This is a genomic window from Chryseobacterium sp. C2(2020) (assembly GCF_014218915.1).
In the GTDB taxonomy this organism is placed as follows: Bacteria; Bacteroidota; Bacteroidia; order Flavobacteriales; family Weeksellaceae; genus Chryseobacterium; species Chryseobacterium mucoviscidosis.
Genome location: NZ_JACLCT010000007.1, coordinates 36328 through 61514 on the forward strand (window position 1 = coordinate 36328; position 25187 = coordinate 61514).

Below are 25187 nucleotides of genomic sequence, written 5' to 3' on the forward strand. Positions count from 1 at the left end.
CAGGGATTAAAAACTTAAATTTTCCTTGTCCAGCCTGAATTAACAGATATTAATTCGACTATTAGGGTTTCCAATATTCCATTTACCCATTCTAATTCAAAAATCAGGTTGTTTTTAGCAAACCTAAAAGTTAAATCTTGCTTTTCTGCGTGAAATATCTTGTTCCGTAGATAGTAACAGTATTTAATACAGATGAAGACAATAATTTCCAATTCGGTATTTGTTACGGGGTTTTTAACTTTATCCTCCAAATAATCTTTAATCTTCTTAAAGATTATTTCGCTGTCTGTTGAAGACTTATTGTTGTGATAAAGGTCTTTGATATAGTCGAACTTATTAAACTTGCTTTCAACTTTATCCAGATTGAAAATATCTTTTAAATCAGTTTCAAAATAACTGATATTATCAAGTAGGTTTTTACAAACAATATGATTTTGATACCTGAAGATAAAAGCAATAAAAGCAACTATCTTTTCTTTGGTATCGTAATCGTTACTTAATAGCTCATAAAAACGAACTTTTCCCCGAAGTTCATTAGCTGTAATCGTTCTTGCTTTATGCAATGATTTTGAGAATAATGTTGGATTGGTAAGTATAAAATTTCGCATTAAGCGGTGGCATTCATTTTCGTTTGCACCATTTCCAAAGTAATAATAAATAGAATTAAAAGACTTCCATAATTTTTCAAATCGCTCACTTTCTTCATTGGTAATTTTCGACTTCAAAAGATAGGTTAAAGCATATTGTATTGCTTTAGATTTATCATTAACCTTAAATATGTCGTTGATATTGGTATTTGGAATATCAACACCTTGAAAATTATCGTTCAATATCTGTTCAATACCAATTTTTGCTGTTGGCAAAGAAAGCATTGTTTCTTCTCCTGTTTGCTTTATTCGGTTAACTGAGATATTCTTTATAGGAACAAAGCGGTTTACTCGGATGTAATAGTAAATCAGAGATTTTATAATCTGATTATGAATAGAACTGCTTTCTGAAAAAACAATGTTTATAAGATTGATTTTTGCAGTTCTATTGCACTTAATGGTTAATTTATCATCCTCAATAACTAACTCATCATTTGTATCTGAACTTCCTTGATATTCCATTTCAAAAACTTCCTGAGAAAGTGATATGTCAGGAGCATCAAAACTGATATTGATGGAATAATTGTGCTTTATTTTATTTTTTGCAAATGTCTTAATGGAGCTTATTATAAAGCTGTCAAACTTTGATTTTTTTTCATAATTATAAATATCATAAACGTAAGGATATAAATCTTTAAACTTTATCTTGAAATCTGTTAGTGTATAAGGGTCGCCATTAAATGAATTGTGCAAAATCAAAAGTTTATCATTTATAGTTTTAACTGACTTTCCTTTCTTTTTTTTTGTCAATCTAACATCTTCGCCAAAATTTTGCAATGCTCTAAAGGCTTGCTCTTTAACTTCAAATATTCTCTCCGTTTTCATCAAACGATACAATTCCTTTTTGCTTTCAAAGCATTTATACTTTGAAAGGTAGTCTATTGCTTTCAATCTGTTCCGGTAGTCAGATATATCATTTGCAAGGCTTATATATTCTGTAATGTTGTTTGGTTTCTTATTCTCAAAATCCTTTTTAGCCATATTCTGCACCATATTGTTTAATCGTCAAATTTAATCAAAACCAATCTGTATTCGGTTGCCTCGCCTATTATGTTTACGCCAAATCCTGCCTTTCAAAGCCAAACGCTGCAACATTATCAAAGGCATTTGCTCCTGCTTATAATTTAGGATTTAAGTAAAATTCTAATCAAAATAAGTATGGATGTACAGCAAAAAGACCTGTCGTATTTCAGATTACGACTGCAAGAATTATTAAACAGCAGCTTTCCCGAAAAGGCACACGACCAAAAATTTATTGACCAACGGTCTTCGTGGGCTGCCAATGCTTATGAGGGTGCTTTCCGTTCGGGAAACGCCGTTGAGCAATGCGACGAAATAGCCAACTACATACTTTTTGAGGGCTTGCACTTCTCCAAGTTCGACACGGTTTTCAAAGTGGTATGCAATGAATTTGATACCATAATGGCAGACGAGGAACTGCGACCGTTCGCCCTTAAAATGTTTCCCGTTTGTGAGCCTGTTTTCGCAGGATATGAATTAACTGATGATTTCGCCAACGGAAATGAGTTTGATTTACTCTATACCGAACTGACCGGAACCATCTCAATATGGATTGAGGAAAATGGGCTTCAGTAAGCGGTTCCATCTCCAACAGAATATTGATGCCCTGCGAATTGTTTTTAAACTGGAAAAGGAGAAACGGCAAGCCACCGTAGGAGAAAGACTGCTAATGATGCGATACAGCGGATTTGGCGGTCTTAAGTTCGTTCTGAACGCCGTAGAAAACGAAATAGACATCAATCATTGGAGAAAAACAGAACACGACCTTTTTCCACTCACGCAGGAACTCCACCAACTCCTCAAAGACAATTCCCAAGACGATAAGCAATACCGCAGGTATGTGGACAGTATGAAAAGTTCCGTGCTGACGGCTTTTTATACCCCGCCAAAGGTTATAGATGCCATTTCATCTGCCTTGCGGGATAATGGTCTGCACATTGATAAATTCCTCGAACCCTCCGCAGGTATCGGTTCATTCATCCAATCCTTTTCGGAAAATCAGAAAGCCAGTGTTACCGCTTATGAAAAAGACTTGCTTACAGGCAAGATTTTAAAGCAGCTTTACCCCGAAAGCAATATCCGTATCAACGGTTTTGAGAAAATTCCCGAAAGGGAACAAAACAACTATGATATAATCGCCAGTAATATACCGTTCGGCGATACTTCTGTATTTGACCTTTCTTATTCACGCAGCAGAAACAGCGCAAAGGAACAGGCTGCCCGAAGCATACACAATTACTTTTTTCTGAAAGGTGCTGATATGCTCCGTGAGGGTGGTTTGTTGGCTTACATCACTTCGCAGGGCATTCTGAATAGCCCTAAGAACGAACCCATACGCAGGGCGTTGATGCAGGATAATAATTTGGTTTCGGTTGTAAGACTGCCCAACAATCTGTTTACCGAATATGCAGGTACGGAAGTGGGCAGCGACCTGATTATCCTGCAAAAAAATACGGCAAAACAAAATCTGACCGACAGGGAAGATCTGTTTTGCCAAAGCAAGCCAACCGAATACAATACGCCGGGCAATGCGCTCTTTCAGGACGGTACAAGAATTATCCATACCGACCAAAAATTAGATACCGACCCATACGGTCAACCTGCCTTAATCTATACGCATAAAGACGGTGTTGAGGGTATTGCCAAAGATTTGAAACAAATGCTTTCCGAAGATTTTGGGAACCATCTGAATTTGAATTTATACAAAGGCGAACGCAATGATGAGCCTATGATACAAATTCCGATTGAACCAAAGGTTACACCTCCGGTCATAGACCCTGCAATCGTTCAGCAAAAACCGCAGCTTATAACCACTCCGGTAGTCCATCAGGAAAGCCCACAGGAACTAAAACAACTAAGCATTTTTGACCTGTTTGAAAGTGCGGGTGAGCCTGTAATGGTGCTTGCTCCACCTAAAAGAACTACCCAAAACAAAAGGCAAAGTAGTAATAAAAGAAGAGGCACAATAGGTCGTCAACCCGACCTGTTCAGCAGTGCCAGGCAGCAACCTTATACACCGCTAAAATCCAATGGTGCTACCAATGGAAAAAGCCAAGTAAACAGCAAAAAACAGGAAGCCATCGGCGACCTGTTTTCACAAATAAACGGCAATGGCCAGTCTGATAAGACTGCCATTCCCGTTACCGATATTAACACCGTTCCTGAACCTGCTCCGTATAGCGGCGAACTGCAATTATTCCACCGGAATGATTGCCTTGTGGTGGATAACGGTTGGGTCGGCTATTTGCAAGAGGTGGATAAGGAAGACAAAAAAGCTATCTTTCATCCATTGCAATTGCCGTCGGCACAGAAAGCAAGAGCCGAAGCCTACATAGCCGTAAGGGACAGTTATATCAACCTGTACCAAAAAGAAGCTGAAAAACAGACCGAACACAGGGAAGAACGGGAAACCCTGAACCTGCTGTACGATGCCTTTACCAAAAAATACGGCAATCTCAATACTGCCGACAATGCCAAGCTGATAAAAACAGACAGTGCAGGTAAAGAAATCCCCTATCTGGAGCGTGTCATTGGCGGCATAATCCATAAAGCGGATATTTTCAGCCGTCCGGTCAGTTTCTCTACTACCACGTTAGCAACCGACAATCCCGAAGAGGCTTTAGCTGCCTCCCTGAACAAATACGGAAATGTGGATTTGGACTTTATGTCCGAAATCAGCAGCCTGCCTGCCGATACCCTGAAAGAAGCCCTGCACGGGCGGTTGTTCTACAATCCGCTACAACAGGAATATGAAATAGCCGAACGTTGGATTGCAGGCAACGTGGTGGAGAAAGCAGATGAAGTAAGAGCCTATCTCGAAAACTATCCCGATGATACCGAAGCCAAAGAAAGCCTTACCGCTTTAGAGGAAGCCCGACCAAAACGTATCGAATTTGAGGAACTGGATTTTAACCTCGGCGAACGGTGGATACCTACCGGAATTTATGCCCGTTTCGCTTCGCATTTGTTCGATGCGGATGTACTGGTTCATTACTCCGAAAGCTCCGACGACTTTTCCGTAAAGTGTCATCAGGGCAATATGCACATTTGGGAAAAATATGCGGTCAAAGCGGAAAGCCGCACGTTTGACGGTATTGCCCTGCTTAAACACGCCCTTGTCAATACCACGCCTGATATTACCAAAAAAGTAATGGTTGGCGACCAAGAGGTTAAAGTACGGGATATGGAAGCCATACAAATGGCGAACACCAAGATTGACGAAATCCGTACCGCCTTTACCGACTGGCTACACGCACAGAACGATGAGTTTAAAAACAGGCTGACCGACCAGTACAACGATACCTTTAATTGTTTCGTTCGCCCAAACTATGACGGAAGCCATCAGGAATTTCCGGGATTAGACCGCAAGGGAGCAGGCATTGAAGACCTGTATTCAAGTCAAAAGGACACCGTTTGGATGATAAAGCTGAACAACGGTGCTATCTGCGACCACGAAGTAGGCGCAGGAAAAACGCTGATAATGTGTACCGCAGCGCAGGAAATGAAGCGTTTGGGATTAGCCCATAAGCCGATGATTATCGGGCTGAAAGCAAATATACCTGCCATTGCCGAAGACTACCGTAAAGCCTATCCACACGCCAAAATCCTTTATCCGGGTATTGATGATTTTACGCCGAAAAAACGCCTGCGGATTTTCGGGGATATTAAAAATAATGATTGGGATTGCGTGATACTTACGCACGACCAGTTCGGAATGATACCGCAATCGCCCGAAATACAAAAGGAAATCCTCGAAATAGAACTGGACAGCGTAGAGCGCAATCTCGATGCCCTGAAATCGCAGGGCAAGGAAGTGACAAGGGGAATGCTCGCCGGGGTAATCAAGCGGAAAGAAAATCTTGAAGTAAAGCTGAAAACGCTGCAACACGATATTGAAAACCGTAAGGATGATATTGTGGACTTTAAGATGATGGGCATAGACCATTTGTTTGTGGACGAAAGCCACCAGTTCAAAAACCTGATGTTCAACACCCGTCATACACGGGTTGCCGGACTGGGGAACGTGGACGGCAGCCAAAAGGCACTGAACCTGCTGTTTGCAATCCGCACCATTCAAGAGCGTACCAATGCGGATATGGGTGCAACCTTTCTTTCGGGTACAACCATCAGCAATTCATTAACGGAATTGTACCTGCTGTTTAAATACCTGCGCCCCCGTGCATTGGAAAAACAGGGTATTCATTCCTTTGATGCGTGGGCAGCTATCTATGCACGGAAAACGACCGATTATGAATTTTCGGTAGCTAACAATATTGTAGCAAAAGAGCGTTTCCGCTACTTTATCAAAGTGCCGGAACTGGCACAGTTCTATTCTGAAATCACGGATTACAGAACGGCTAAGGATATTGGTATTGACCGCCCCATCAAAAACGAGGTGCTATACAACATACCGCCAACGCCCGACCAAGAAGCGTTTATCCAAAGCCTGATGCAGTTTGCCAAAACAGGCAATGCAGAACTGTTGGGCAGACCGCCGCTAAGTCCCAGCGAAGAAAAAGCAAAGATGCTCATTGCTACGGATTACGCCCGTAAGATGTCGCTCGATATGCGTATGGTAAGTGGTATTTATGAAGACCACCCCGATAACAAGGCTTCGCATTGTGCGGCAAACATCGCCAAGTATTACAACCTATTTAATGCACAGAAAGGAACACAGTTCGTTTTCTCCGATTTGGGAACCTACAAGCCTGGCGAATGGAATGTGTACTCGGAAATTAAACGCAAGCTCGTGGAAGACCACGGCATACCTGCGAATGAAGTACGGTTTATTCAGGAAGCGAAAAATGATAAGCAACGCAGGGAACTTATCAACGGAATGAACGAGGGCAAAATCCGTGTGCTTTTCGGTTCTACGAGTATGCTCGGAACTGGCGTAAACGCACAGAAAAGAGCCGTTGCCGTTCATCATTTAGATACACCGTGGCGACCGTCTGACCTTGCCCAAAGGGATGGGCGGGCAATTCGTAAAGGTAATGAGATTGCCAAATTCTTTGCCGATAATAAAGTGGCTGTGATTATATATGCCGTTGAAAAATCTTTGGATAGTTATAAGTTCAACCTGCTGTATAACAAGCAGCTTTTCATCGACCAGTTAAAGACCAACAACCTGACCAAAAGAACGATTGACGAGGGAAGTATGGACGAAAAATCGGGAATGAACTTCTCCGAATACGTGGCAATCTTATCAGGAAATACAGACCTGTTGGATAAAGCCAAACTGGAAAAACAGATTGCCGGACTGGAAAGCGAAAAGCAGGCGTTCAACCGTTCTAAATCCAGTGCCAAATTTAAGGTGCAGGATTATACGGAAATGCTGCAAAGCACTCAATCCCGTTTGAACCGGATGAGTACCGACTGGGAAAACTTACAGCAACGCCTGCAAAAGCGTTCGGACGGTACAATCGACAACCCTGTGCTGTTGGATGGTTTGCCACCCAATGCAAATCCGAAACAAATTGGTGCAAAGCTAAACGAGATTGCAGATAAAGCCCGCACCGCAGGTCAGTATGAAGAGATAGGCAGCTTGTATGGTTTTACGCTGTTGGTAAAAACTGAAATGTCGGAAAAAGAGGGTTCGGATATTCGGGTAAACCGCTTTTTGGTACAGGGCGAGGGCAATATCAAATACACCTATAACAATGGTATAATGGCAAAAGACCCCGAAACTGCCGCAATGAATTTTTTGAAGGCTTTGGAAAAGCTGCCGGGCTTTGTGAAGCAGGAGCAGGAGAAAATCGCTGAAATCCAAAAAGACCTGCCTATACTTCAGGAAGTGGTTAACGGTACTTGGTCTAAGGAAAGCCGATTGAGCGAACTTAAAACGGAACTGGCAGCCGTGGAAAGAAAGATACAGCTATCTATTACGCCTGAAACCAAACAAGATGCTCCGGAGCAGGCAGAGAAGCTGAAAGAAGCCTCAAAGGTTCAGGAAAGCATTATACGGACAAAAGGTGTTCATTTGCCCCGTGGCGTATTGTGATGCGCTTACTTTTCGTCTTGCTCGTCCATTTTCTTAATCAGTGCTTCACAGAGGTTGTCAAGGAATTTCGTTCGGTTTATTTTACGGGCTTTCAGTTCCATAAACGTGTGGTAAAAGTCACCCAACTCAATATTAAAGGCATCTTCAAATGCTTTGGCAATTAATTTTATGTCTGTATTCCCATTGTTAAATACACCGTGGGAGTACAGTGCATATATGAGTTCCGTCAGTGCCGTTTTACTTGCCGTCCATTTCAATGAATTGTCCGAACCCCTTTTCACATTGATGTTATTGAGCCTGTCTTCCAAATAAACTTGTATCAGGTCATTGGCAATAATCTTGGCAACCTTATAATCGTGTGAAGTAGAAAAACGATGGTCTGCTTCAAAATAAAATGTGTCTAACCACAGCCTTATATCGTGCTTGCCACGCACAAAGAATTTTTCGTCAACGAAAGAATTATTGCTGCGGTAATACTTGTAAAAATCAAGGTTGTTTTCAAAGAACCTTTTTAGCTTTTTCAGTTCTTTGGTAAAATATTTCTTGGTACGCTTGTTCCCGTAGGGTCTTCTTGTTTCGATTTTATAGATGGCATTGTAGTAGATGAGCTTTGAAACAATAACAGGTTTCTGATACTTGAAAAAATGGATTTCTTCTTCCATATTCTTAAAGTCATTTTTCAGTACAAAGTCCTTTAAGTCGGCAAGGCTTTGTATGATATGGTGTATAACGGCTTCAATTCTTTTTATGGGGCAGTCGGTTTCAATCTCCAGTTCCTGGATTGCAGTTTCCAATTTAAGATATGTTTCATTGTAAAATTTATCCATTCGCTTCATTTTGATGTAATATATTATTGGTTAATACAGAAAAGCTAACACTGTTCGTATTAGCTTATGATGCAATTACTGCTTAAAAAAATTCAACCTCTACCGTATTGATGATGGAACGATAGATAGATTTTTGTTGCATACTTTAAAGGGTTGTAGTATGATGCAGGTTAGTCTTTGCGAATTACACCTGCATCACCTCCTTTTTTTTACCGATATTTTTTTACGGTTATGCAGTTTACAACCCTTAGTTATTTAATTTTAATAAGTCAATGCCAGCCCCACACCAAAGCCCATATCGCTATCATAGTGGGTACGTATACCTATATTCTTATTAATGATATACCTAAGTTCTCCCATATACTCTAAGTCGGTATTCACCATAAAACCACCTCTTAGTCTTTTTGAAATTGGTATATCTTCACGCATTAACTGCAATCTCACAATTCCATCATGATATACTTCTGCCTGAAAATTGACCAGCATCGGCAGCGTATAGATAAATCCTAAGCTAAACTGTCTGCGGGTGTCTTTCTCATTTCTTTGCCCAAACAAATTCTTTTCGTGCTCATCAATACCGAGTCTGCGGTAACGCCAGTCAAAACCTATGAATGGCATAAACCATTGCATTCTGCCCAAATACCTACCTAAATGTGTTTCTACCTCGTAGCCGTGCATATCATTGTAACCTAAACGCCATTCTGTTCCTAATTGGTAGCGTGCATTCATTAACATAGCTTCTCCATCATTACCATTGGTTGCAAAATCGTTTTGTGCCATAAAATGAGGCATATTACTTTCTCTTTGCAATTCTTTATAGGCTTTTGCCTTATCGGGTAGATAGGGGTTATTGTAGTCTCCAACTTCAAAGACCCTGTTCATTCCCGCCATCATGTGATATAATATATGGCAATGAAAGAACCAATCACCTTCCTCATTTGCTAAAAACTCAATGGTATCTGTTTCCATAGGCATGATATCCAACACATTTTTAAGCGGCGATTTTTCGCCTTTTCCGTTTATCACCCTGAAATCAAATCCGTGAAGATGCATTGGATGCCGCATCATTGAGTTATTATGAATGGTAATTCGTAGAATTTCTCCTTTTTTTACAGGTATTTTATCAACTTCTGAAAGTATTTTATTATCCATACTCCACACATAACGGTTCATATTTCCGGTAAGGGTAAATTTCAATTCTTTTACTGGCGCATCTTTAGGAAGTTCCGTATTGGAAGGAGATTGTAGCATTGCATAATTCAGCGTTTTGATTTCTCCCAAAGCATTTGCATTGTAACGGTTGGGATCATTTTCCATATTCATATTGTGTTGACTATGGTCTTCTTTTGGTTTTGCCTCTCCAGTAATTTCGGGATACATCACTACATTCATGTCCATTTGGTTAAGGCTCATCTTCATGCCCATATCGTTCAAATCGCCATTCATTTTCATCATATCGTTCATCATCTTCATCCCCTCGAAATACTTCAATCGTGGGAGTGGAGAAATAAGCTGTTTGACCCCATCACCTATAAAGTAACTCGCAGATTGTGTCCTGTCTTCGGTTGTTGCTAAGAACTCGTAAGCCAAACCATCTTGAGGGATAGTCACTACAATATCGTAAGTTTCAGAAACGGCAATGATTAACCTGTCCACCTCTACAGGCTCAACATCATTCCCATCATTCGCTAATACTGTAATTTTTCCTCCAGCATACCGTAGCCAGAAATATGAAGACGCCCCTCCATTGGAAACACGCAATCTGACTTTGTCGCCTGCTTTTAGCTTTTTACCATCAATTGTTTTCAAATCGGTGCTATGGCTACCATTTATTAGGATTTTATCATAGTAAACGTCGCTGACATCCATCGCCAGCATCCGCTTCCACTCGTTTTTTACCTTTACCCCTAATTTTCCCTCCTTAATAGCTTCAACATATGATTGTGTTGCGCCTTTCTTAATGGCCGCCCAATCATTTGCATTGTGTAGCATACGGTTGATATTATCGGGGTTAAGATTTGTCCACTCACTTAATATAATTGGAACGGTCGGCAAATCGTCAATTCCTTTTCTGAATGTCTTATCATCGCTTCTTTTCTTCATGATAAAACTTCCGTACATGCCAATCTGCTCCTGCAATCCTGAGTGGGAATGGTACCAGTGCGTACCATGCTGGATAATCGGAAAACGGTAGGTGTAGGTTGTGCCCGGTGCGATGGGTTTTTGTGTAAGCCAGGGCACACCGTCTTCTTTATTGGGCAGGAACACACCATGCCAGTGAAGTGATGTGCTTTCTTTCAATTGGTTGTGCACCACTATTTCGGCAGTGTCGCCCTCGGTAAAGGTAAGGGTGGGCATGGGGATTTGCCCGTTTACGGCAATCGCCCGCTTTTGCTTACCTGCATAGTTGACAAGGGTATCTTTTACATACAGGTCGTAATGCACTACTTTCTGTGCAAACAACGTTTGGGTGCAAAGCAGTATCAGCACTGTTTGCAGTATTCTTATGGGTATTTTTTTATATCTGTTCATTCGTTGAAAAATTTTATTTAATGCTGTCTTCCATTGTGCCAAACCATGCCATCAAAACCTGCTTATCCTCCGGTGATAATACTGCATTGCGATGGATGAGTGTGTATGACGACAAAGGCATTTCCCCGTCCTTGACCTGCCCCGCCATAGCCCTGAACTTGTTACGCTGCCTGCGGGCAGAATATTCGCCAAATTCGCTAAAGTTGAGTTCCTCTTTCCCCTTTTTTATATGCTCTGCCATGTACCATGCGCCGGGCTGGATACGGCTGTACCACGGATAATGGGTATTGTTGCTATGGCAGTCATAACAGGACTGAACAAGGATAGCCTTTACATTTTGGGGTACGGTGTACACCCTTTCGATATGGGTGGCTGGCACTTCAACCGCCTGGTTCCGTAAGGGCTGAAAGAACTGTATGGCAATCAGGACGACAGCCAGCCCCAATATGATTTTCTTCTTTATGGTCATAATTATTTTATTGTGGCTTCATCTTTTTGTGTCTACTGTTTTTTCACATACTTGGCATAATTCTCCTTGTTTTCAAAATAAGAAACTTCACCGTTATTTCCTGTCACAGCAATCACCGCATTAGCTTTGTCTACCTGCTTATGGGAATAGGGGTCTATCGCCATCCGCACGGTCGCATCTTTTGGAATACGTTCCTTACACATTTCGCAACATCCGTAATAGGTTTTACCATCAAATTTTACGTCAAACTGCCTTTTGCCCATATAGGCATCGTTGACCATGCAGACTTCATCCGATGGAACCAATTCACCTATTTGGGTAGTATGTCCGTTGCTTTCCGGAGTTGCATGCGAATGCTGCTGTTCCGCTTCATCCTTATTTGACCCCGCCTGACCGCAAGCGGTGAATAGCAGGGTTAATAAGGAAATAAAGCCAATTATTATTTTGTTCATGTCCAAACTTGTTTTTTTAAATTTTATTATTTACTTTCTTCAAACTCTTTTAGCTTGCGCTTCATTAGTTCAATTTCTTCCGCTTGGGTTTTAAGTATATTTTTTTGCAGCTCTATCAGTTCCGGGTCGGTCAGGTGTGCCTTTTCGGACATCAATATGGCTGCTGCGTGATGGGGTATCATACCCTTTGCAAACTGCTTGTCCCCGACATTGATTTGTTCCCTGATACCAAACCATGAAAAGATGCCAACAGCAACCGAGATGATGGCTATCGCCCAATTCATCTTCCTGTTGGGGTACATTACTTTCATTATCGCTAATTCGATAAGCAGCATTGCCGAAGTCATCAGCAGGGTCATGTACAAATTGTTGATATTGGGTATCAGGTTCTGCCACCCGTCAATCATGGCGTACATGATAAAATACATCACTGCGAACATGGCTACAGCCATCACCGCAAAGCGTTTGTACATGGCCGAAGCATGTTTTGTATTGTTCGTGCCATGCTCCGAGGAATGACCCGCATGGTGACTGTTTTGCATATTTTCCATAACCCTGAATTTTATTTGCTGTTAATTGTTTTTCCCACCTTACCGCAGGTCAGCATTTTAGAACCGTAGTAAGGGTTTTTGATTTCCTTGTTTTCGCTGAACCAAACAGCACCCTTACCGTCATTGAACATCGGGCAATGGTCCTGATACAATGTTTGCGATGTACCGAACAAATCAATCAGGTCTTTCAAATCTTCGCCAAGCGAGGCCAAATGTTCCCGCTGGTGGTGGATGTTGCCGACATTTTCCCCGATATGTTCTGCGTGTTCTTTAGCATCGTCCGCTATGTCCATGTACTTTTTGTGCTTATCGGCAGGAACGGCTTTCATGTCCACTTTATTCAGGGTAGCTAACAGCTTTTTCCCTGAACTGGCGGCAGCTTTGTCATCGTCCGAAATAAGGGCGTTCTTTAAGGACAGATAATCGGTAACTATGGGCGCAATAGAAAAGTTTTTTGCTTCTTCTTTTCCTGTTGCTTTTGCTTCCTGACCGCTCGGAGTTTCACTCACAACGGGCGCAGCTACCGTATCATCCTCTTTTGGTTGGGAAGCTGACTGTTCTTGTGATACAACAGCAGTATCACTTGAAGACTGCTCGTTTTTGTTGGATGCCTGATTGCATGATACTGTTACAAATGCCATGATAACAGCAATGATTGATAATGTTAGATTTTTCATTTTTATTTATTTTTTGATTTTTAAAAAACTTGCGTTAATAGCCACTACAATGGTGCTTACACTCATCAGCACAGCACCCATAGCGGGACTTAAAACAAAATTCGGATAGAGTACGCCTGCCGCAAGCGGTATTGCCACCACGTTGTAGCCAACCGCCCATATCAGGTTCTGTACCATCTTTTTGTAGGTAAGTTTGCCGAAGTCAATCAGTTTGACCACATCCCTCGGGTCGCTGTCTACCAATATGATATCCGCTGTTTCGGCAGCCACGTCCGTACCGGAACCCACGGCAATGCCCACATCTGCCTGTGCCAGTGCAGGTGCATCATTTACACCATCACCAGTCATTGCTACGATTTCGCCTTTTGCCTGAAACTCCTTTACTTTCTCCTGCTTGTTGTGCGGAAGCACATTAGCCAAATACCCGTCCATACCCAATTTTCCGGCTACGGCAGCAGCAATCCTGTCGTTGTCCCCGGTGAGCAGAAAGGACTTGATGCCCATTTTTTTGAGTTCCTCAATCGCCTGTGCCGACCCCTCACGGATGCTGTCTGCCAAAGTAATGATGCCGATTACCCGGTCATCAATGAGGACAAAGTTGACCGTTTCGGCTTCCTGATTGATTTCGCTTGGTATTTCCGGCAGGGAAAGGTGGTTTTCGGTGAAATAATTCGGGCCGCCAGCTACGACATTTTTCCCGTTCACAACACCTTTAACACCTATGCCCTGCATATAGCTGAAGTTTTCAGACTTCCATAAGGCAAGGCTCTTTTCTTTCAATGTAGCCATAATGCCTTTGGCGATATGGTGTTCCGAATTTTGCTGTACTGCGGCAGCATACTGGATAACCTCATCGGCATTATATTCGTCTGTTAACGGTATAACCTTTTCTACGGCATGGGAACCTTTGGTGAGCGTTCCGGTCTTATCAAAAATGACGGTGGAAAGTTTTCGGGTGGTTTCAAATGCCGTACGGTTGCGGATGAGCAGGCCATTGGTCGCCGAAAGCGTTGTGGAAATGGCGACCACCAACGGGATAGCCACGCCCAATGCGTGCGGACAGGCCGTTACCATTACCGTCACCATTCTTTCAAGCGCAAAGGCAATATCTCCACTGCTTGCATACCAATAGGCAAATGTGCCTATGCCCACGGCAATGGCAATAAAGGTGAGCCATTTGGCAACTTTGTCCGCAAGGTTCTGTGTATTAGACTTAGTAGCCTGCGCTTCCTGCACAAGATTGATAACCCTGTTCAGGTAGCTGTCTTTTCCCACGGCTGTTACCTTAACTTTCAGCGCACCATCGCCATTGATAGAGCCTGCGATGACCTTTCCGTCCTTTTCCTTTTTTACGGGAACACTTTCCCCGGTAAGCATACTCTCGTTGATATACGAAAGCCCCTCCAGTACCAATCCATCGGCTGGAATTTTTTCTCCCGGTTTTATGATAGCCGTTTCACCGCTTTGCAGGTCTTCGAGCTTTATCTTTACAGCTTCTCCGCCACGTTCCACGGTAACATCGTTGGGCAGCAAAGCCACCAATGACTGTAATGCCCGTGAAGCAGCCATTTGGGAACGCATTTCCAGCCAATGCCCTAACAGCATGATGTCAATTAGGGTTGCCAGTTCCCAAAAGAAGTCCATACCCTGCAAGCCAAATACAACGGCTACGGAATAAACATAGGCTACGGATATGGCAATGGCAACAAGTGTCATCATCCCTATGGCTTTGGCTTTCACCTCGCCAATCATTCCCTTTAGGAACGGTAAGCCTCCATAGCAATAAATCACCGTACCCAATGCCAGCAGCACATATTTATCGCCATTGAAAGCAAGGGAGAAACCCAACCATTGCTGTATCATGTGTGACAGGAGCAGGATAGGGATTGTAATGACAAGGCTTATCCAAAAACGTGTGAGGAAATCGCCTGTATGATGCCCCTCATGTTTATTAAAGTTTTCGTCAGCATGGCCATGTTGAGAATGCCCGGAATGCCCATGTCCTGATGTGTGTTCATGAGAAGCTGACGCACCGCCAACGGGAACCAATGCCATGCCACAGAGCGGGCATTTTCCCGGTTCGTCTTTTAGCACCTGTGGGTGCATAGGACACGTGTATTTATTCATAATCGCATAAAATATTATAGATTGTTAAGAATGAACTGAACCCTTTCTTCCGGTGGCAGCACAGGCACGTGTACAATCGGAAAAGACAGGGATTTATAAACTTCGATTATAAGAGAATGTATATGGCGTTGTTCACTTTCATTTTCGGTTCTCGCATAATCCTTTACAAGCGGGAGCCTGTCAAGTATAAATACTTTCTTATAATCAACATGCGCTAAAGCAGCATTCAGCAGGGCATCCGGTTCAAGCCCTAAAAAACGATAGTAGGCAAGGGCATCGGGTATAGCCCTATCCAAAAATACCGCTTCCTCCGGGTCGAGCTTTGCTTCCTGTTCAATCTGCATTTTCAGTACGCCTTGTTGAAATTCCAGCTTATTTTCCCTGATTTCCGCTACGGTCTTTCCGCCGATGCTCATCGTTTCTATGTAATGCCGGGCATGTTCTATGGCTGTATTATATCCTTTTTCAGCCAAGAGGTTCACAACCGTAGTTTTACCTGTTGATGGGCCTCCCGTAATGACATACCAATTTGTCCTGTTCTTCATAACAAGGGGTTTTAAAAGTTATGTTGCACTTAATTTTTTTGCCATCTCATGGGTCATTTCTTCGGCATAAGCACCATAGGCATCAACAAGTACGCCTTTATTCTTACCATCATTGGACGATATGGCATAAATCACGGCATTGTTATCAGGACTGCTGTCGAGGCTTTCAAACCTATGGGTTTCCGTAACCGTAAAATCCTCCGGTTTTAGTTTCAGGCTCCTTGACGCACAGAACAGGCAGTCCGGCAACAGACTAAAGTCCATACTGTATCCACGCTGTCTTAGGTCTTTAAGCGCCTGCACCATGTCATTGTACTGTACCATAGCTTTCAGACCTGTTATTTAATGGTTTCGACCGTACTGCCGCAGGTAAGCATCTGTGAGCCGTAATATGGGTTTTTAACAGCATTCTCTTTACTTAGCCAATTGGCTCCCTTACCTCCGTTGTACATAGGGCAGTGCTGGTAATAAACGGGAGTATCCTGTTTAGACACTTTGGCCAGTGTGTAGATGCTTCCCGAAAGTGCCGCAAAAGCACTTCTTTGTTTTGCAACATCTTTTGATTTTGAAATGCTTTCCGCATTGGCCGTCAAGTCCTGCATCACTTTCATCCAAGCCGTATGTTCCTCTGCCGATAGCTTATTCATATCGACTGCTTTAAGGGATGCAGCCAATTCAGCGGCTTTGGCAGATGCGGTCGCCGCATCGGTTTTTATCAAAGCATCTTTCACTGAAAAGTAGTTGTCAAATACAGCCTTTAGCTGTGATTGGTTTTGGGCTGCATCTTTGTTAGCTGCCATTTGGCTATGGTCGTGATTGCCATGTCCGGCATTCATGTCCATTCCCGCCTCCTTGTTTTTGGCAACCGTCTTCACTGGTCTATCATACTGGCAGCAACCAGCCAGTTTAGCATATACGTCATCCGGCGCACGGAACTTCTCACTGTCATAACCAGCCAAAGCGATACGTTTCAGGATTTCATCCTGATTTGTTTTGTCGCCGTCATAGGTGAGCGTAGCCATCTTGGTATCTTTGTTCCAGTCAACACTGGCTACCTTTTTTACGTTACCTGCTTTTTCGATGGTGGTTTTGCATATACCACAATTGCCGTAAATCTTTACGGTTTCTGTTTTCGCATTCTTGATTTGTGCGAAGCCGTTTATTGATGATAGTAATACGGCGATTACCATCACTATTTTTGATAATGATTTCATAATAATTACATTTTGAGAAACGGGGGATTGATAAACCCATTTCTGTTTTAAATTTTGAATAAATGATACAAATAGGGGATTTGCAAAAGCCGGAACAGCTTCTGACAGGACACACCTATGGCTATCAGGCCATAGTTTTAGCTTATTTTAGGCGGTAGCCAAATGGAGAAAAAGCCCGAAGAATAGTAGGCTTCTTTAAAACCGAATTTGTGCTTTTTAGCCGCTGCTAAGTGATTTTTTGCCTTTAATTCGATTATGGTTGGGACATTTAGGGAAGTGGTTGAAGCACCGCACCTGCAAGAGCTGTGTGAACAACCGCCCCCGCATTTGTCACTTTTGCATTTTTTACAGGATTTGCTCTTGCAACCTTTTTTATGTTCTGATTTTTTGGATTTCTCCTTTGAGCAGGAAGACTGCTCGGTCTTTGTTGAATTTTTGGAACAGGCATAGCTCTGACTTGGCATCATAAAGAAAACCAAACAGAACAATGTCAAAATGCCTATATGTATTCTATAATTTTTCAACGCAACAAAGTTACAAATTAGATTGGTTTTTTATATAGTTTTACGTTTTTTTTGCTATATGGAAAAATAATGCCATATACGCAATAACCTATCGCCTTTTTTCAGAATTGATAAAATGCCCTTTTTCATCAACCCAACCTCATGGAAATTCGGTCGGAAAAAGGGCATTTCAAAAAGTTGCTGGCTTAGGCATCCAAAGGTTCTATTTTGAAGCCTGCCTTTTGCACGGTCGATATTACTTCCTGCTCGGTAATGCCCTCGGACTTCACGGTAAGTACCTTGTCCTTGTTGGCCGTGTCCACTTCCCAATGGCAGATGCCCTCTGCCTTGTCCAAGTGCGGCTTTACAGATGCGATACAACCGCCGCAATTGATGTTCGTCTTGAATTGAAATTGTTTATTTTCCATTGTTTACAAATTTTAGAGTTATCTGATAATGCAAATTTCCGTACTATTCAGTTAGTTATTGTTGTGTAATTTCTTGTTTGATTTGTGAGATTTACTGTTTTATTTCTTCCACTTCAACCGCAGGCTGTTACTGACCACGCTCACGCTGCTCAATGCCATTGCCGCACCCGCAATCATCGGGTTGAGCAGGAAGCCGTTAACAGGGTAAAGGATGCCTGCCGCTACCGGAATGCCGATTACGTTGTAGATAAACGCCCAGAACAGGTTTTGCTTGATGGTGGCTACGGTCTGTTTGGACAAGCGTATTGCCTGCGGTATCTTGGTCAGGTCGGACGAAATGATGGTCATCTTGGCTACGTCCATTGCGATGTCGCTGCCTTTGCCCATTGCGATACTTACATCGGCTGTTGCCAATGCGGTGCTGTCGTTGATACCATCGCCCACCATTGCCACTACCTTTCCTTTACTTTGCAGTTCTTTCACAAAGTCGGCTTTGTGCTGTGGCAAAACTTCGGCTTTGTAATGCTTGATGCCTGTCTGCTCCGCAATGGCTTTAGCGGTAGCTTCATTATCTCCGGTCAGCATATACAGGTCAATGCCCATTTCCTGCATTTCCCGGATAGCCTGCACCGATGTTTCCTTAATCTTATCGGCGATAGCGATTACAGCAAGAGCCTTTTTGCTGTTTGCAAACCAGATAACGGTTTTAGACTGTTTGCCCCATTCTTCGGCCTGGTCTTGTAATTCTCCGGCAATGGCAATGTTGTTTTCTGCCAATAGCTTTTTGTTGCCTACATAATAGGTTTCGTTGTCATGGTCTGCTTTTGCGCCTTTGCCCGTAATGCTGTCGAACATGGATAAAGAGGTGGTCGCTACATCGCCAAGATGCTTCACTACGGCTTCTGCCAATGGATGCTCGGATTGCTTTTCGATGCTCAAAAGGATTTCTTTTGCAGTGTCCTCATTGTTCAGCCATTTAATGCCCATTACCTGTGGTCTTCCCTCGGTGATGGTTCCGGTTTTGTCCAAAACGATGGCATTTACTTTTTTGGCCAGTTCCAAACTTTCGGCATCCTTTATCAAAATGCCATTTTCAGCACCTTTACCAACGCCTACCATAATAGCGGTGGGTGTCGCTAAGCCTAAAGCACAGGGGCAGGCAATGACCAATACCGTAACGGCTGCCAACAGACCTTGAACAACCCCGTTTTCGCCTCCCAAAATCAACCATAGCGTAAATGTCAGGATGGCAATACCTATCACTGTGGGAACAAAGATGCCCGCAATCCTATCGACCAGTTTCTGTACGGGTGCTTTGCTTCCCTGTGCATCCTGCACCCTTTTGATGATGTGGGCAAGCATGGTTTCTTTGCCCACTTTTACCGCCCTGAACCGGAAGCTGCCTTTTTGGTTAATCGTTCCTGCAAATACTTTTTCTTTTTCTTTTTTCAATACAGGTACAGGCTCACCGCTTAACATGCTTTCGTCCACATACGAATTGCCCGATATGACCATGCCGTCTACCGCAATCTTTTCACCGGGCTTTACGAGTATCACATCGCCTGCGCTTACGTCTTCGATAGCGGTCTGCTTTTCCGTTCCGTCCGCCTGTACCACGATGACCGTTTTTGGCTGCAAGCCCATCAGCTTCTTAATGGCTGAAGAGGTGTTGCCTTTGGCTCTTTCTTCCAGCAGTTTTCCCAAGAGGATGAATGCGATAATAACGGCAGCCGCTTCAAAATATACGTGAGCATGCAGTCCCCGTTGATGCCAAAAGTCGGCAAACAGCATATTGAAAACACTGAACAGGTACGCAATACCTGTACTCAATGCCACCAGCGTATCCATATTGGCGGAACGGTGCTTTGCCTGCTTCCAAGCGTTTACAAAAAAATCCCTGCCCAACCATATTACAACGGGCGTGGAAAAGAGCCACATTATCGGGTCTGCATAGGGCATATCCATAAAGAACATTCCTATGATTACCACGGGCAGGGAAAGGATAATTGCCCAAATGGTCTTGTTTTTCAAGGTTCGGAATTTCTTTTCGTGGATGGCTTCGAGCGTTTCCTGCTGCTTGGTTTCGTCTTCAATCAATAGGTCGTAACCTACTCCCTGAACCGCTTTTTGCAGGGTGGAGGCATCGGTCATATTGGGCAGATATTCCACGGTAAGATTGCCCGTTGCAAAGTTCACGGAAGCATTAACTACTCCCGGTTGGTATTTCACAATGCTTTCGGCACTGCCCGCACAGGATGCACAGGTCATGCCCAATACCGGAAAAGCACTTTTAACCGTAGGAACTCCGTAACCTAAATCTTTAATTGCCTTAACAGCCTCGCCTACGGTTTCATTGCTAACTACAGTAATCGCTGCCCTTCGGTTGTTCAGCTCTACTTTATGGGTTTCTACGCCTTTTACCTGTGCCAATCCCTTTTCAACGATTAATGCACAGTGTTCGCTTTCTACATCCTCCAATGGAATGTATATATTTTCTCTGTTTGTCGCCATATTTGCCTGCTTTAATTTACAATACAAAATTGGCTATTATATTTATGGGTACTGTTGTGAAATTTTGGATTTGATTTGTAAGATTTACTTACACTTTATCCAACGGTTTTCTTTTATCCTCTTTAATCTGTTTGAAATGGCTTGGTGTTAGCCCGGTAACTTTTTTAAACTGGTTACTCAAATATGCCACGCTCGAATAATTTAGGCGGTTCGCAATCTCACTTAATGACAACTCATCATACACCAACAATTCTTTGACTTTCTCCACCTTTTGGGCGATAAAGTATTTTTCAATGGTTGTACCCTCTACCTCTGAAAACAGATTGGACAGGTAATTGTAATCGTGATGCAATTTGTCACTCAATACATCGGAAAGGTTGGTTTTTACATCACTATCCTGATGGTGTACCAGGTCAATGATAATGTTCTTTATCTTTTCTATTATCCTGCCTTTTTTATCGTCAATTACTTCAAATCCTAATGGCTCTAAAGTTTTGGACAAATTCTCTTTTTCCAGAGATGTTATTTCTTTGGAAAGAATAACTTCGCCCAGTTTTATATTTTTAGCATCTAATCCCAGTTTTTCCAATTCGTTTTGTACCACCATAATGCAGCGGTTGCAAACCATATTTTTTATAAAGAGTGTGTTCATATTTATTCACTGCCTGCATTGTATTTAATATAAAAGCAATAAACAAATTTACGATTTAAGTTTAATTACTCTGACTTCTTGCCAAGAGGAATAAAGCCTGTGTACATATATACTTACTGTTTTTCATCTTGTTCGTCCATTTTCTTTATCAGTGCTTCACATAGATTGTCAAGGAATTTCGTTCGGTTTATTTTGCGGGCTTTCAGTTCCATAAACGTGTGATAGAAATCACCTAATTCAATATTAAAGGCATCTTCAAATGCTTTAGCAATCAATTTTATGTCTGTATTCCCATTGTTAAATACACTTTGGGAATATAGTGCATAAATAAGTTCCGTCAGTGCTGTTTTGCTTGCCGTCCATTTCAACGAATTTTCTGAAGTCTTTTTTAGATTAAGGTTATTCAACTTGTCTTCCAAATAAACCTGTATCAGATCATTGGCAATTATCTTGGCAACCTTATAATCGTGCGAAGTAGAAAAAGTATGGTCTGCCTCAAAATAAAAGGTATCTAACCATAGCCTTATATCGTGTTTTCCCCGTACAAATATTTTTTCATCCACAAAAGAATTATTGCTTCGGTAATACTTATAAAAATCAAGGTTGTTATCAAAGAACCTTTTTAGCTTTTTCAGTTCTTTGATAAAATATTTCCTGATGCGCTTATTCCCATACGGTCTTCTCGTTTCTATTTTATAAATGGCGTTGTAGTAGATGAGCTTTGAAACAATAACAGGTTTCTGATATTTGAAAAAGCGGATTTCTTCATTAGTATTCTTAAATCCTTTTTTCAAAACGTATTCCTTTAATTCCGAAAGGCATTCGAGAATAAGGTGTATGGCAGCTTCAATACGTTGTAAGGAGCAATCGACTTCAACCTCCAATTCGCTAATTTCTAATTCCAGTTTAGAGAGTGTTTCTTTGTAGAATTTGTCCATTCCTTATCTTAAATCTATTAAAAAAAATAATTGAGAAGCCTAAATACTGTAATATTTGAAAAGAATTTACATTTTCAGGCTTCTCTTTTGAAACTTTGGTTTTTGCTTGATAACTTATAATTCCACTTTTAGTGATAGTGATAGATATAATAGTGTCTAATTTTTATGTATATCAAAGCAATAAGGCACACAGCTAAAAATATCCCAAAAAGTATCATAAAGAGCGAAGGTTTTTTCGACTTCAACAAATTACCATTTGAGGGTTTAGAAGCTTTGTATCTTTTGTACGGAGGTACTTTTTGATAACTTTTGCCTTTCCTATGCATTGTTAGTTTTATTCATTATTAGAATAAGCTTAATTCTAAAATTTCATCCTCTGTATTCTTACAGCATTCAAAATTGCCAATAATGCTACACCTACATCTGCAAAAACAGCTTCCCACATTGTGGCTAAACCACCTGCTCCTAAAACGAGAACGACAGCTTTTACACCAAATGCTAAAATGATATTCTGCCAAACTATTTTCTTGGTTTGCTTTCCGATATTGATTGCCATTGGGATTTTACTTGGTTTATCATCCTGAATTACAACATCTGCAGTTTCAATAGTGGCATCGCTTCCTAAACCACCCATTGCAATTCCTACATCGCTCAAAGCTACTACAGGCGCATCATTCACGCCATCGCCAACAAATGCTACGGTTTCGTTTTTGGCTTTGATTTCTTTTACTTTATTTACTTTGTCTTCCGGCAATAAATCGCCAAAGGCATTATTAATTCCTAATTTATCGGCAACAAATTTTACCACGGTGCTTTTATCTCCGCTCAACATTGTAGTTTTTACGCCTAATGCTTTTAGTTTGTCAATTGTAATCTGTGCATCTTCTTTAATACTGTCGGCAATGGTAATGTAGCCTGCAAATTTTCCATCGTAAGCAATGGCGATTAAAGTGTAAACAATCGTACTTGGGTCTAAATCATAACTGATATTGAACTTGTCCATCAATTTGAAATTACCTACCAATAATTCTTTTCCGTTTACGTTGGCTTTTAAACCGTGACCTGCTATTTCTTCTGTGTTTTCTAATTTTAGGGAATTGTCAATTTCTCCTACATATTGATGAATGGCTGTGGCAACAGGATGTGTACTTTGACTTTCTAAGGCATTTACCAATTTCAGAATTTCGTCTTTATTTAATTCAGGTTTCAAATTAACTTCCTGTACTTTGAAAACGCCTTCGGTCATTGTTCCGGTTTTATCCATCACAACATTCTGAATACCTGCAATCACATCTAAAAAGTTACTTCCTTTGAATAAAATCCCATTTTTTGAAGCGGCACCAATTCCACCAAAATACCCTAAAGGAATACTGATAACCAAAGCACACGGACAAGAAATAACCAAAAACACTAATGCTCTGTATAACCATTGACTGAACAAATAATTATCAACAAAAAAGTAAGGAACAACAGTAATAAGCACTGCTAATAACACAACAATTGGTGTATAGATTTTTGCGAATTTTCTGATGAATAACTCTGTTGGTGCTTTTTGTGCAGTAGCATTCTGAACCAATTCCAAAATCTTTGAAAGCTTGCTATCGGTATATGCCGTGGTTACTTTTACCTGTGCAACTGTGTTTAAATTTATCATTCCTGCTAAAACAGTTTCGCCTTTGGTTTTGGTGTCGGGTTTGCTTTCGCCAGTTAATGCTGCGGTGTTGAATGCTGCCGTTTCGGATAATAATTCGCCATCTAATCCTAATTTCTCTCCGGGTTTTAATTGAATGATATTGCCGATGCTTACAGTTGCTGCTTTTACAGTTTTAGGTTGGTTATTTTCTAAAATCGTTACTTCATCGGGTCTTTGGTCGAGCAGGGTTTTAATGTTGGCTTTGGCTCTTGTTACGGCTAATGTTTGGAACACTTCGCCAACGGCGTAAAACAGCATAACGGCAACACCTTCGGGATATTCGCCAATGGCGAAAGCTCCGATAGTGGCAATGCTCATCAATAAAAACTCTGAAAATACATCGCTTTTGCGGATGCTCTCAAATGCTTCTTTAATTACAGGAAATCCAACAGGTAAATAGGCTATTGCATACCAAATAATTCTTACCCAACCTGTAAACCAGGATTGCGGTAGCCAATTATCAAAAGCAATAGCAATCATCAATAGCACGAATGAAATGATTGCAGGCAAGAACATTTGAAGGGTGGACTTATTTTCATCGTGGCTATGGTCGTGTCCATCATCGTCTGAATGTTCGTTGCTGTGGTCGTGGTCTAATTCTTCTTTGAACCTTGTACCGTGAAAATGACCATCGCCTTTGAAGTGGCGCTCTCTTGTTTTTTCTTCAATAACGGGTAAGGCTTTGGCACCTTCCTGCTGCACCAATTTTTCATCGGCTTTTTCATTTATTTTTGCTTCCTGCGGCGAACAGCAAATTTGCTTGCCGTGGGCATCGTAGATATGTTTATGTTCTGTACTCATAATAATCTTCTTGTTTTAGATTGATAGGATTTGTATTGCTCACCGTGTTGCTTTTTCAGAAATTCTTCTTCTAACCTTATTTGTATGTGTATAACAATATAGGTAGTAAGCAAAATGCAAAAGGAAACGGCATTGGGAATGACAAGAAATAATCCTGCCACACAAATAATCATTCCCAAAAAAATAGGATTTCTGCTAATAGAAAACAGCCCTTTGGTTACTAAATCCGTTTTGTTTTGCTCATCAATACCAATGCGCCAACTATTGCTCATTTGCACTTGCGCAATGATTATCCATATTAAAGAAATGTGGATTAGAATTAGTCCGACAAAATGAATATTTAGATTTTGTAAATAAGGTATAGGGATAGTAAATTGATAAATATTCCCAAAGCTGTACATTAGTATTACAACAAACAATGCGGCTAACAATACTTTCATCACATTGCTAATATAGTTATGTGCATTGGGTTCTTTTCCAAAAGTAATTGGGTTAATACCCGTGCTTTTGTATGTACGGTATGAGGGTATTACAAATGCAAAAAGCAATACAAGAGCATAGAAAATGGGCAGGTAATATCTTAGAAAATCATTCATAAT

The 25187-nt window shown here is 41.5% G+C and carries 20 protein-coding genes; 2 read left to right on the forward strand and 18 right to left on the reverse strand.

Annotated features, from left to right (window positions below; all coding sequences use genetic code 11):
- Positions 1–14: 14 nt before the first annotated feature.
- On the reverse strand, positions 15–1628 hold the full coding sequence (locus H6W52_RS05990; RefSeq protein ID WP_123891943.1) for a hypothetical protein: 1614 nt from the start codon (positions 1626–1628) through the stop codon (positions 15–17).
- Between the two features lie 177 nt (positions 1629–1805).
- On the opposite strand from H6W52_RS05990, the gene H6W52_RS05995 reads away from it, so the two are divergent.
- Positions 1806–2243, forward strand: coding sequence for a DUF1896 domain-containing protein (locus H6W52_RS05995; RefSeq protein ID WP_047094741.1), 438 nt, complete (start codon positions 1806–1808; stop codon positions 2241–2243).
- Positions 2230–7668: an N-6 DNA methylase gene (locus tag H6W52_RS06000; protein ID WP_116096970.1), complete on the forward strand. Its 5439-nt coding sequence runs from the start codon at positions 2230–2232 to the stop codon at positions 7666–7668. The genes H6W52_RS05995 and H6W52_RS06000 overlap by 14 nt, the downstream gene beginning before the upstream one ends.
- Before the next feature lie 5 nt (positions 7669–7673).
- On the opposite strand, the gene H6W52_RS06005 is transcribed toward H6W52_RS06000, so the two are convergent.
- From H6W52_RS06005 to H6W52_RS06085, 17 genes are all read right to left on the reverse strand, one after another.
- Positions 7674–8495 carry an RteC domain-containing protein gene (locus H6W52_RS06005; protein ID WP_116096968.1) on the reverse strand — a complete coding sequence of 274 codons (822 nt, stop codon included), beginning with the start codon at positions 8493–8495 and terminating at the stop codon, positions 7674–7676.
- 261 nt (positions 8496–8756) lie between these two features.
- Entirely contained in the window at positions 8757–11027 is a 2271-nt protein-coding gene (locus H6W52_RS06010) for a multicopper oxidase family protein (protein WP_116096966.1), read from the reverse strand.
- 13 nt (positions 11028–11040) lie between these two features.
- Entirely contained in the window at positions 11041–11496 is a 456-nt protein-coding gene (locus tag H6W52_RS06015; protein ID WP_116096964.1) for a heme-binding domain-containing protein, read from the reverse strand.
- Between the two features lie 32 nt (positions 11497–11528).
- A complete protein-coding gene (locus H6W52_RS06020) occupies positions 11529–11948 on the reverse strand; it encodes a hypothetical protein (protein WP_116096962.1) in 420 nt (139 codons plus the stop codon).
- 26 nt (positions 11949–11974) lie between these two features.
- Complete coding sequence (locus H6W52_RS06025) at positions 11975–12499, reverse strand: DUF305 domain-containing protein (protein WP_116096960.1); 525 nt, start codon at positions 12497–12499, stop codon at positions 11975–11977.
- An 11-nt stretch (positions 12500–12510) separates the two neighbouring features.
- On the reverse strand, positions 12511–13176 hold the full coding sequence (locus tag H6W52_RS06030; protein WP_072885943.1) for a DUF3347 domain-containing protein: 666 nt from the start codon (positions 13174–13176) through the stop codon (positions 12511–12513).
- 6 nt (positions 13177–13182) lie between these two features.
- Positions 13183–15303 carry a heavy metal translocating P-type ATPase gene (locus H6W52_RS06035; RefSeq protein WP_091098859.1) on the reverse strand — a complete coding sequence of 707 codons (2121 nt, stop codon included), beginning with the start codon at positions 15301–15303 and terminating at the stop codon, positions 13183–13185.
- Between the two features lie 14 nt (positions 15304–15317).
- Positions 15318–15848 (reverse strand): AAA family ATPase, encoded by a 531-nt coding sequence (locus H6W52_RS06040; protein WP_072885941.1) that lies wholly within the window; start codon positions 15846–15848, stop codon positions 15318–15320.
- Between the two features lie 18 nt (positions 15849–15866).
- A complete protein-coding gene (locus H6W52_RS06045; RefSeq protein WP_072885940.1) occupies positions 15867–16172 on the reverse strand; it encodes a phosphoribosylpyrophosphate synthetase in 306 nt (101 codons plus the stop codon).
- A gap of 14 nt (positions 16173–16186) precedes the next feature.
- Positions 16187–17062 carry a DUF3347 domain-containing protein gene (locus H6W52_RS06050; RefSeq protein WP_034735069.1) on the reverse strand — a complete coding sequence of 292 codons (876 nt, stop codon included), beginning with the start codon at positions 17060–17062 and terminating at the stop codon, positions 16187–16189.
- Between the two features lie 268 nt (positions 17063–17330).
- Complete coding sequence (locus H6W52_RS06055; RefSeq protein ID WP_027374963.1) at positions 17331–17510, reverse strand: hypothetical protein; 180 nt, start codon at positions 17508–17510, stop codon at positions 17331–17333.
- Positions 17511–17771: 261 nt separating this feature from the next.
- On the reverse strand, positions 17772–17993 hold the full coding sequence (locus tag H6W52_RS06060) for a heavy-metal-associated domain-containing protein (protein WP_002981097.1): 222 nt from the start codon (positions 17991–17993) through the stop codon (positions 17772–17774).
- A 99-nt stretch (positions 17994–18092) separates the two neighbouring features.
- Entirely contained in the window at positions 18093–20504 is a 2412-nt protein-coding gene (locus H6W52_RS06065) for a heavy metal translocating P-type ATPase (RefSeq protein ID WP_185216500.1), read from the reverse strand.
- An 88-nt stretch (positions 20505–20592) separates the two neighbouring features.
- The gene (locus tag H6W52_RS06070) at positions 20593–21156 is read right to left on the reverse strand and encodes a helix-turn-helix domain-containing protein (RefSeq protein ID WP_072885938.1); all 564 of its coding nucleotides are present in this window, start codon (positions 21154–21156) and stop codon (positions 20593–20595) included.
- A gap of 113 nt (positions 21157–21269) precedes the next feature.
- Positions 21270–22094, reverse strand: coding sequence for an RteC domain-containing protein (locus H6W52_RS06075; RefSeq protein ID WP_084018995.1), 825 nt, complete (start codon positions 22092–22094; stop codon positions 21270–21272).
- A gap of 361 nt (positions 22095–22455) precedes the next feature.
- On the reverse strand, positions 22456–24588 hold the full coding sequence (locus H6W52_RS06080) for a heavy metal translocating P-type ATPase (RefSeq protein WP_087709269.1): 2133 nt from the start codon (positions 24586–24588) through the stop codon (positions 22456–22458).
- On the reverse strand, positions 24585–25184 hold the full coding sequence (locus H6W52_RS06085; protein WP_072885935.1) for a methyltransferase family protein: 600 nt from the start codon (positions 25182–25184) through the stop codon (positions 24585–24587). Before H6W52_RS06085 ends, H6W52_RS06080 begins: the two co-directional genes overlap by 4 nt.
- Positions 25185–25187: the final 3 nt, after the last annotated feature.

What these genes read in the sequence shown, in the direction of transcription:
- H6W52_RS05990 (WP_123891943.1), bottom strand. Translation starts at nt 1,628, where the DNA reads ATGGCTAAAAAGGATTTTGAGAATAAGAAACCAAACAACATTACAGAA.
- H6W52_RS05995 (WP_047094741.1), top strand. Translation starts at nt 1,806, where the DNA reads ATGGATGTACAGCAAAAAGACCTGTCGTATTTCAGATTACGACTGCAA.
- H6W52_RS06000 (WP_116096970.1), top strand. Translation starts at nt 2,230, where the DNA reads ATGGGCTTCAGTAAGCGGTTCCATCTCCAACAGAATATTGATGCCCTG.
- H6W52_RS06005 (WP_116096968.1), bottom strand. Translation starts at nt 8,495, where the DNA reads ATGGATAAATTTTACAATGAAACATATCTTAAATTGGAAACTGCAATC.
- H6W52_RS06010 (WP_116096966.1), bottom strand. Translation starts at nt 11,027, where the DNA reads ATGAACAGATATAAAAAAATACCCATAAGAATACTGCAAACAGTGCTG.
- H6W52_RS06015 (WP_116096964.1), bottom strand. Translation starts at nt 11,496, where the DNA reads ATGACCATAAAGAAGAAAATCATATTGGGGCTGGCTGTCGTCCTGATT.
- H6W52_RS06020 (WP_116096962.1), bottom strand. Translation starts at nt 11,948, where the DNA reads ATGAACAAAATAATAATTGGCTTTATTTCCTTATTAACCCTGCTATTC.
- H6W52_RS06025 (WP_116096960.1), bottom strand. Translation starts at nt 12,499, where the DNA reads ATGGAAAATATGCAAAACAGTCACCATGCGGGTCATTCCTCGGAGCAT.
- H6W52_RS06030 (WP_072885943.1), bottom strand. Translation starts at nt 13,176, where the DNA reads ATGAAAAATCTAACATTATCAATCATTGCTGTTATCATGGCATTTGTA.
- H6W52_RS06035 (WP_091098859.1), bottom strand. Translation starts at nt 15,303, where the DNA reads ATGAATAAATACACGTGTCCTATGCACCCACAGGTGCTAAAAGACGAA.
- H6W52_RS06040 (WP_072885941.1), bottom strand. Translation starts at nt 15,848, where the DNA reads ATGAAGAACAGGACAAATTGGTATGTCATTACGGGAGGCCCATCAACA.
- H6W52_RS06045 (WP_072885940.1), bottom strand. Translation starts at nt 16,172, where the DNA reads ATGGTACAGTACAATGACATGGTGCAGGCGCTTAAAGACCTAAGACAG.
- H6W52_RS06050 (WP_034735069.1), bottom strand. Translation starts at nt 17,062, where the DNA reads ATGAAATCATTATCAAAAATAGTGATGGTAATCGCCGTATTACTATCA.
- H6W52_RS06055 (WP_027374963.1), bottom strand. Translation starts at nt 17,510, where the DNA reads ATGCCTGTTCCAAAAATTCAACAAAGACCGAGCAGTCTTCCTGCTCAA.
- H6W52_RS06060 (WP_002981097.1), bottom strand. Translation starts at nt 17,993, where the DNA reads ATGGAAAATAAACAATTTCAATTCAAGACGAACATCAATTGCGGCGGT.
- H6W52_RS06065 (WP_185216500.1), bottom strand. Translation starts at nt 20,504, where the DNA reads ATGGCGACAAACAGAGAAAATATATACATTCCATTGGAGGATGTAGAA.
- H6W52_RS06070 (WP_072885938.1), bottom strand. Translation starts at nt 21,156, where the DNA reads ATGAACACACTCTTTATAAAAAATATGGTTTGCAACCGCTGCATTATG.
- H6W52_RS06075 (WP_084018995.1), bottom strand. Translation starts at nt 22,094, where the DNA reads ATGGACAAATTCTACAAAGAAACACTCTCTAAACTGGAATTAGAAATT.
- H6W52_RS06080 (WP_087709269.1), bottom strand. Translation starts at nt 24,588, where the DNA reads ATGAGTACAGAACATAAACATATCTACGATGCCCACGGCAAGCAAATT.
- H6W52_RS06085 (WP_072885935.1), bottom strand. Translation starts at nt 25,184, where the DNA reads ATGAATGATTTTCTAAGATATTACCTGCCCATTTTCTATGCTCTTGTA.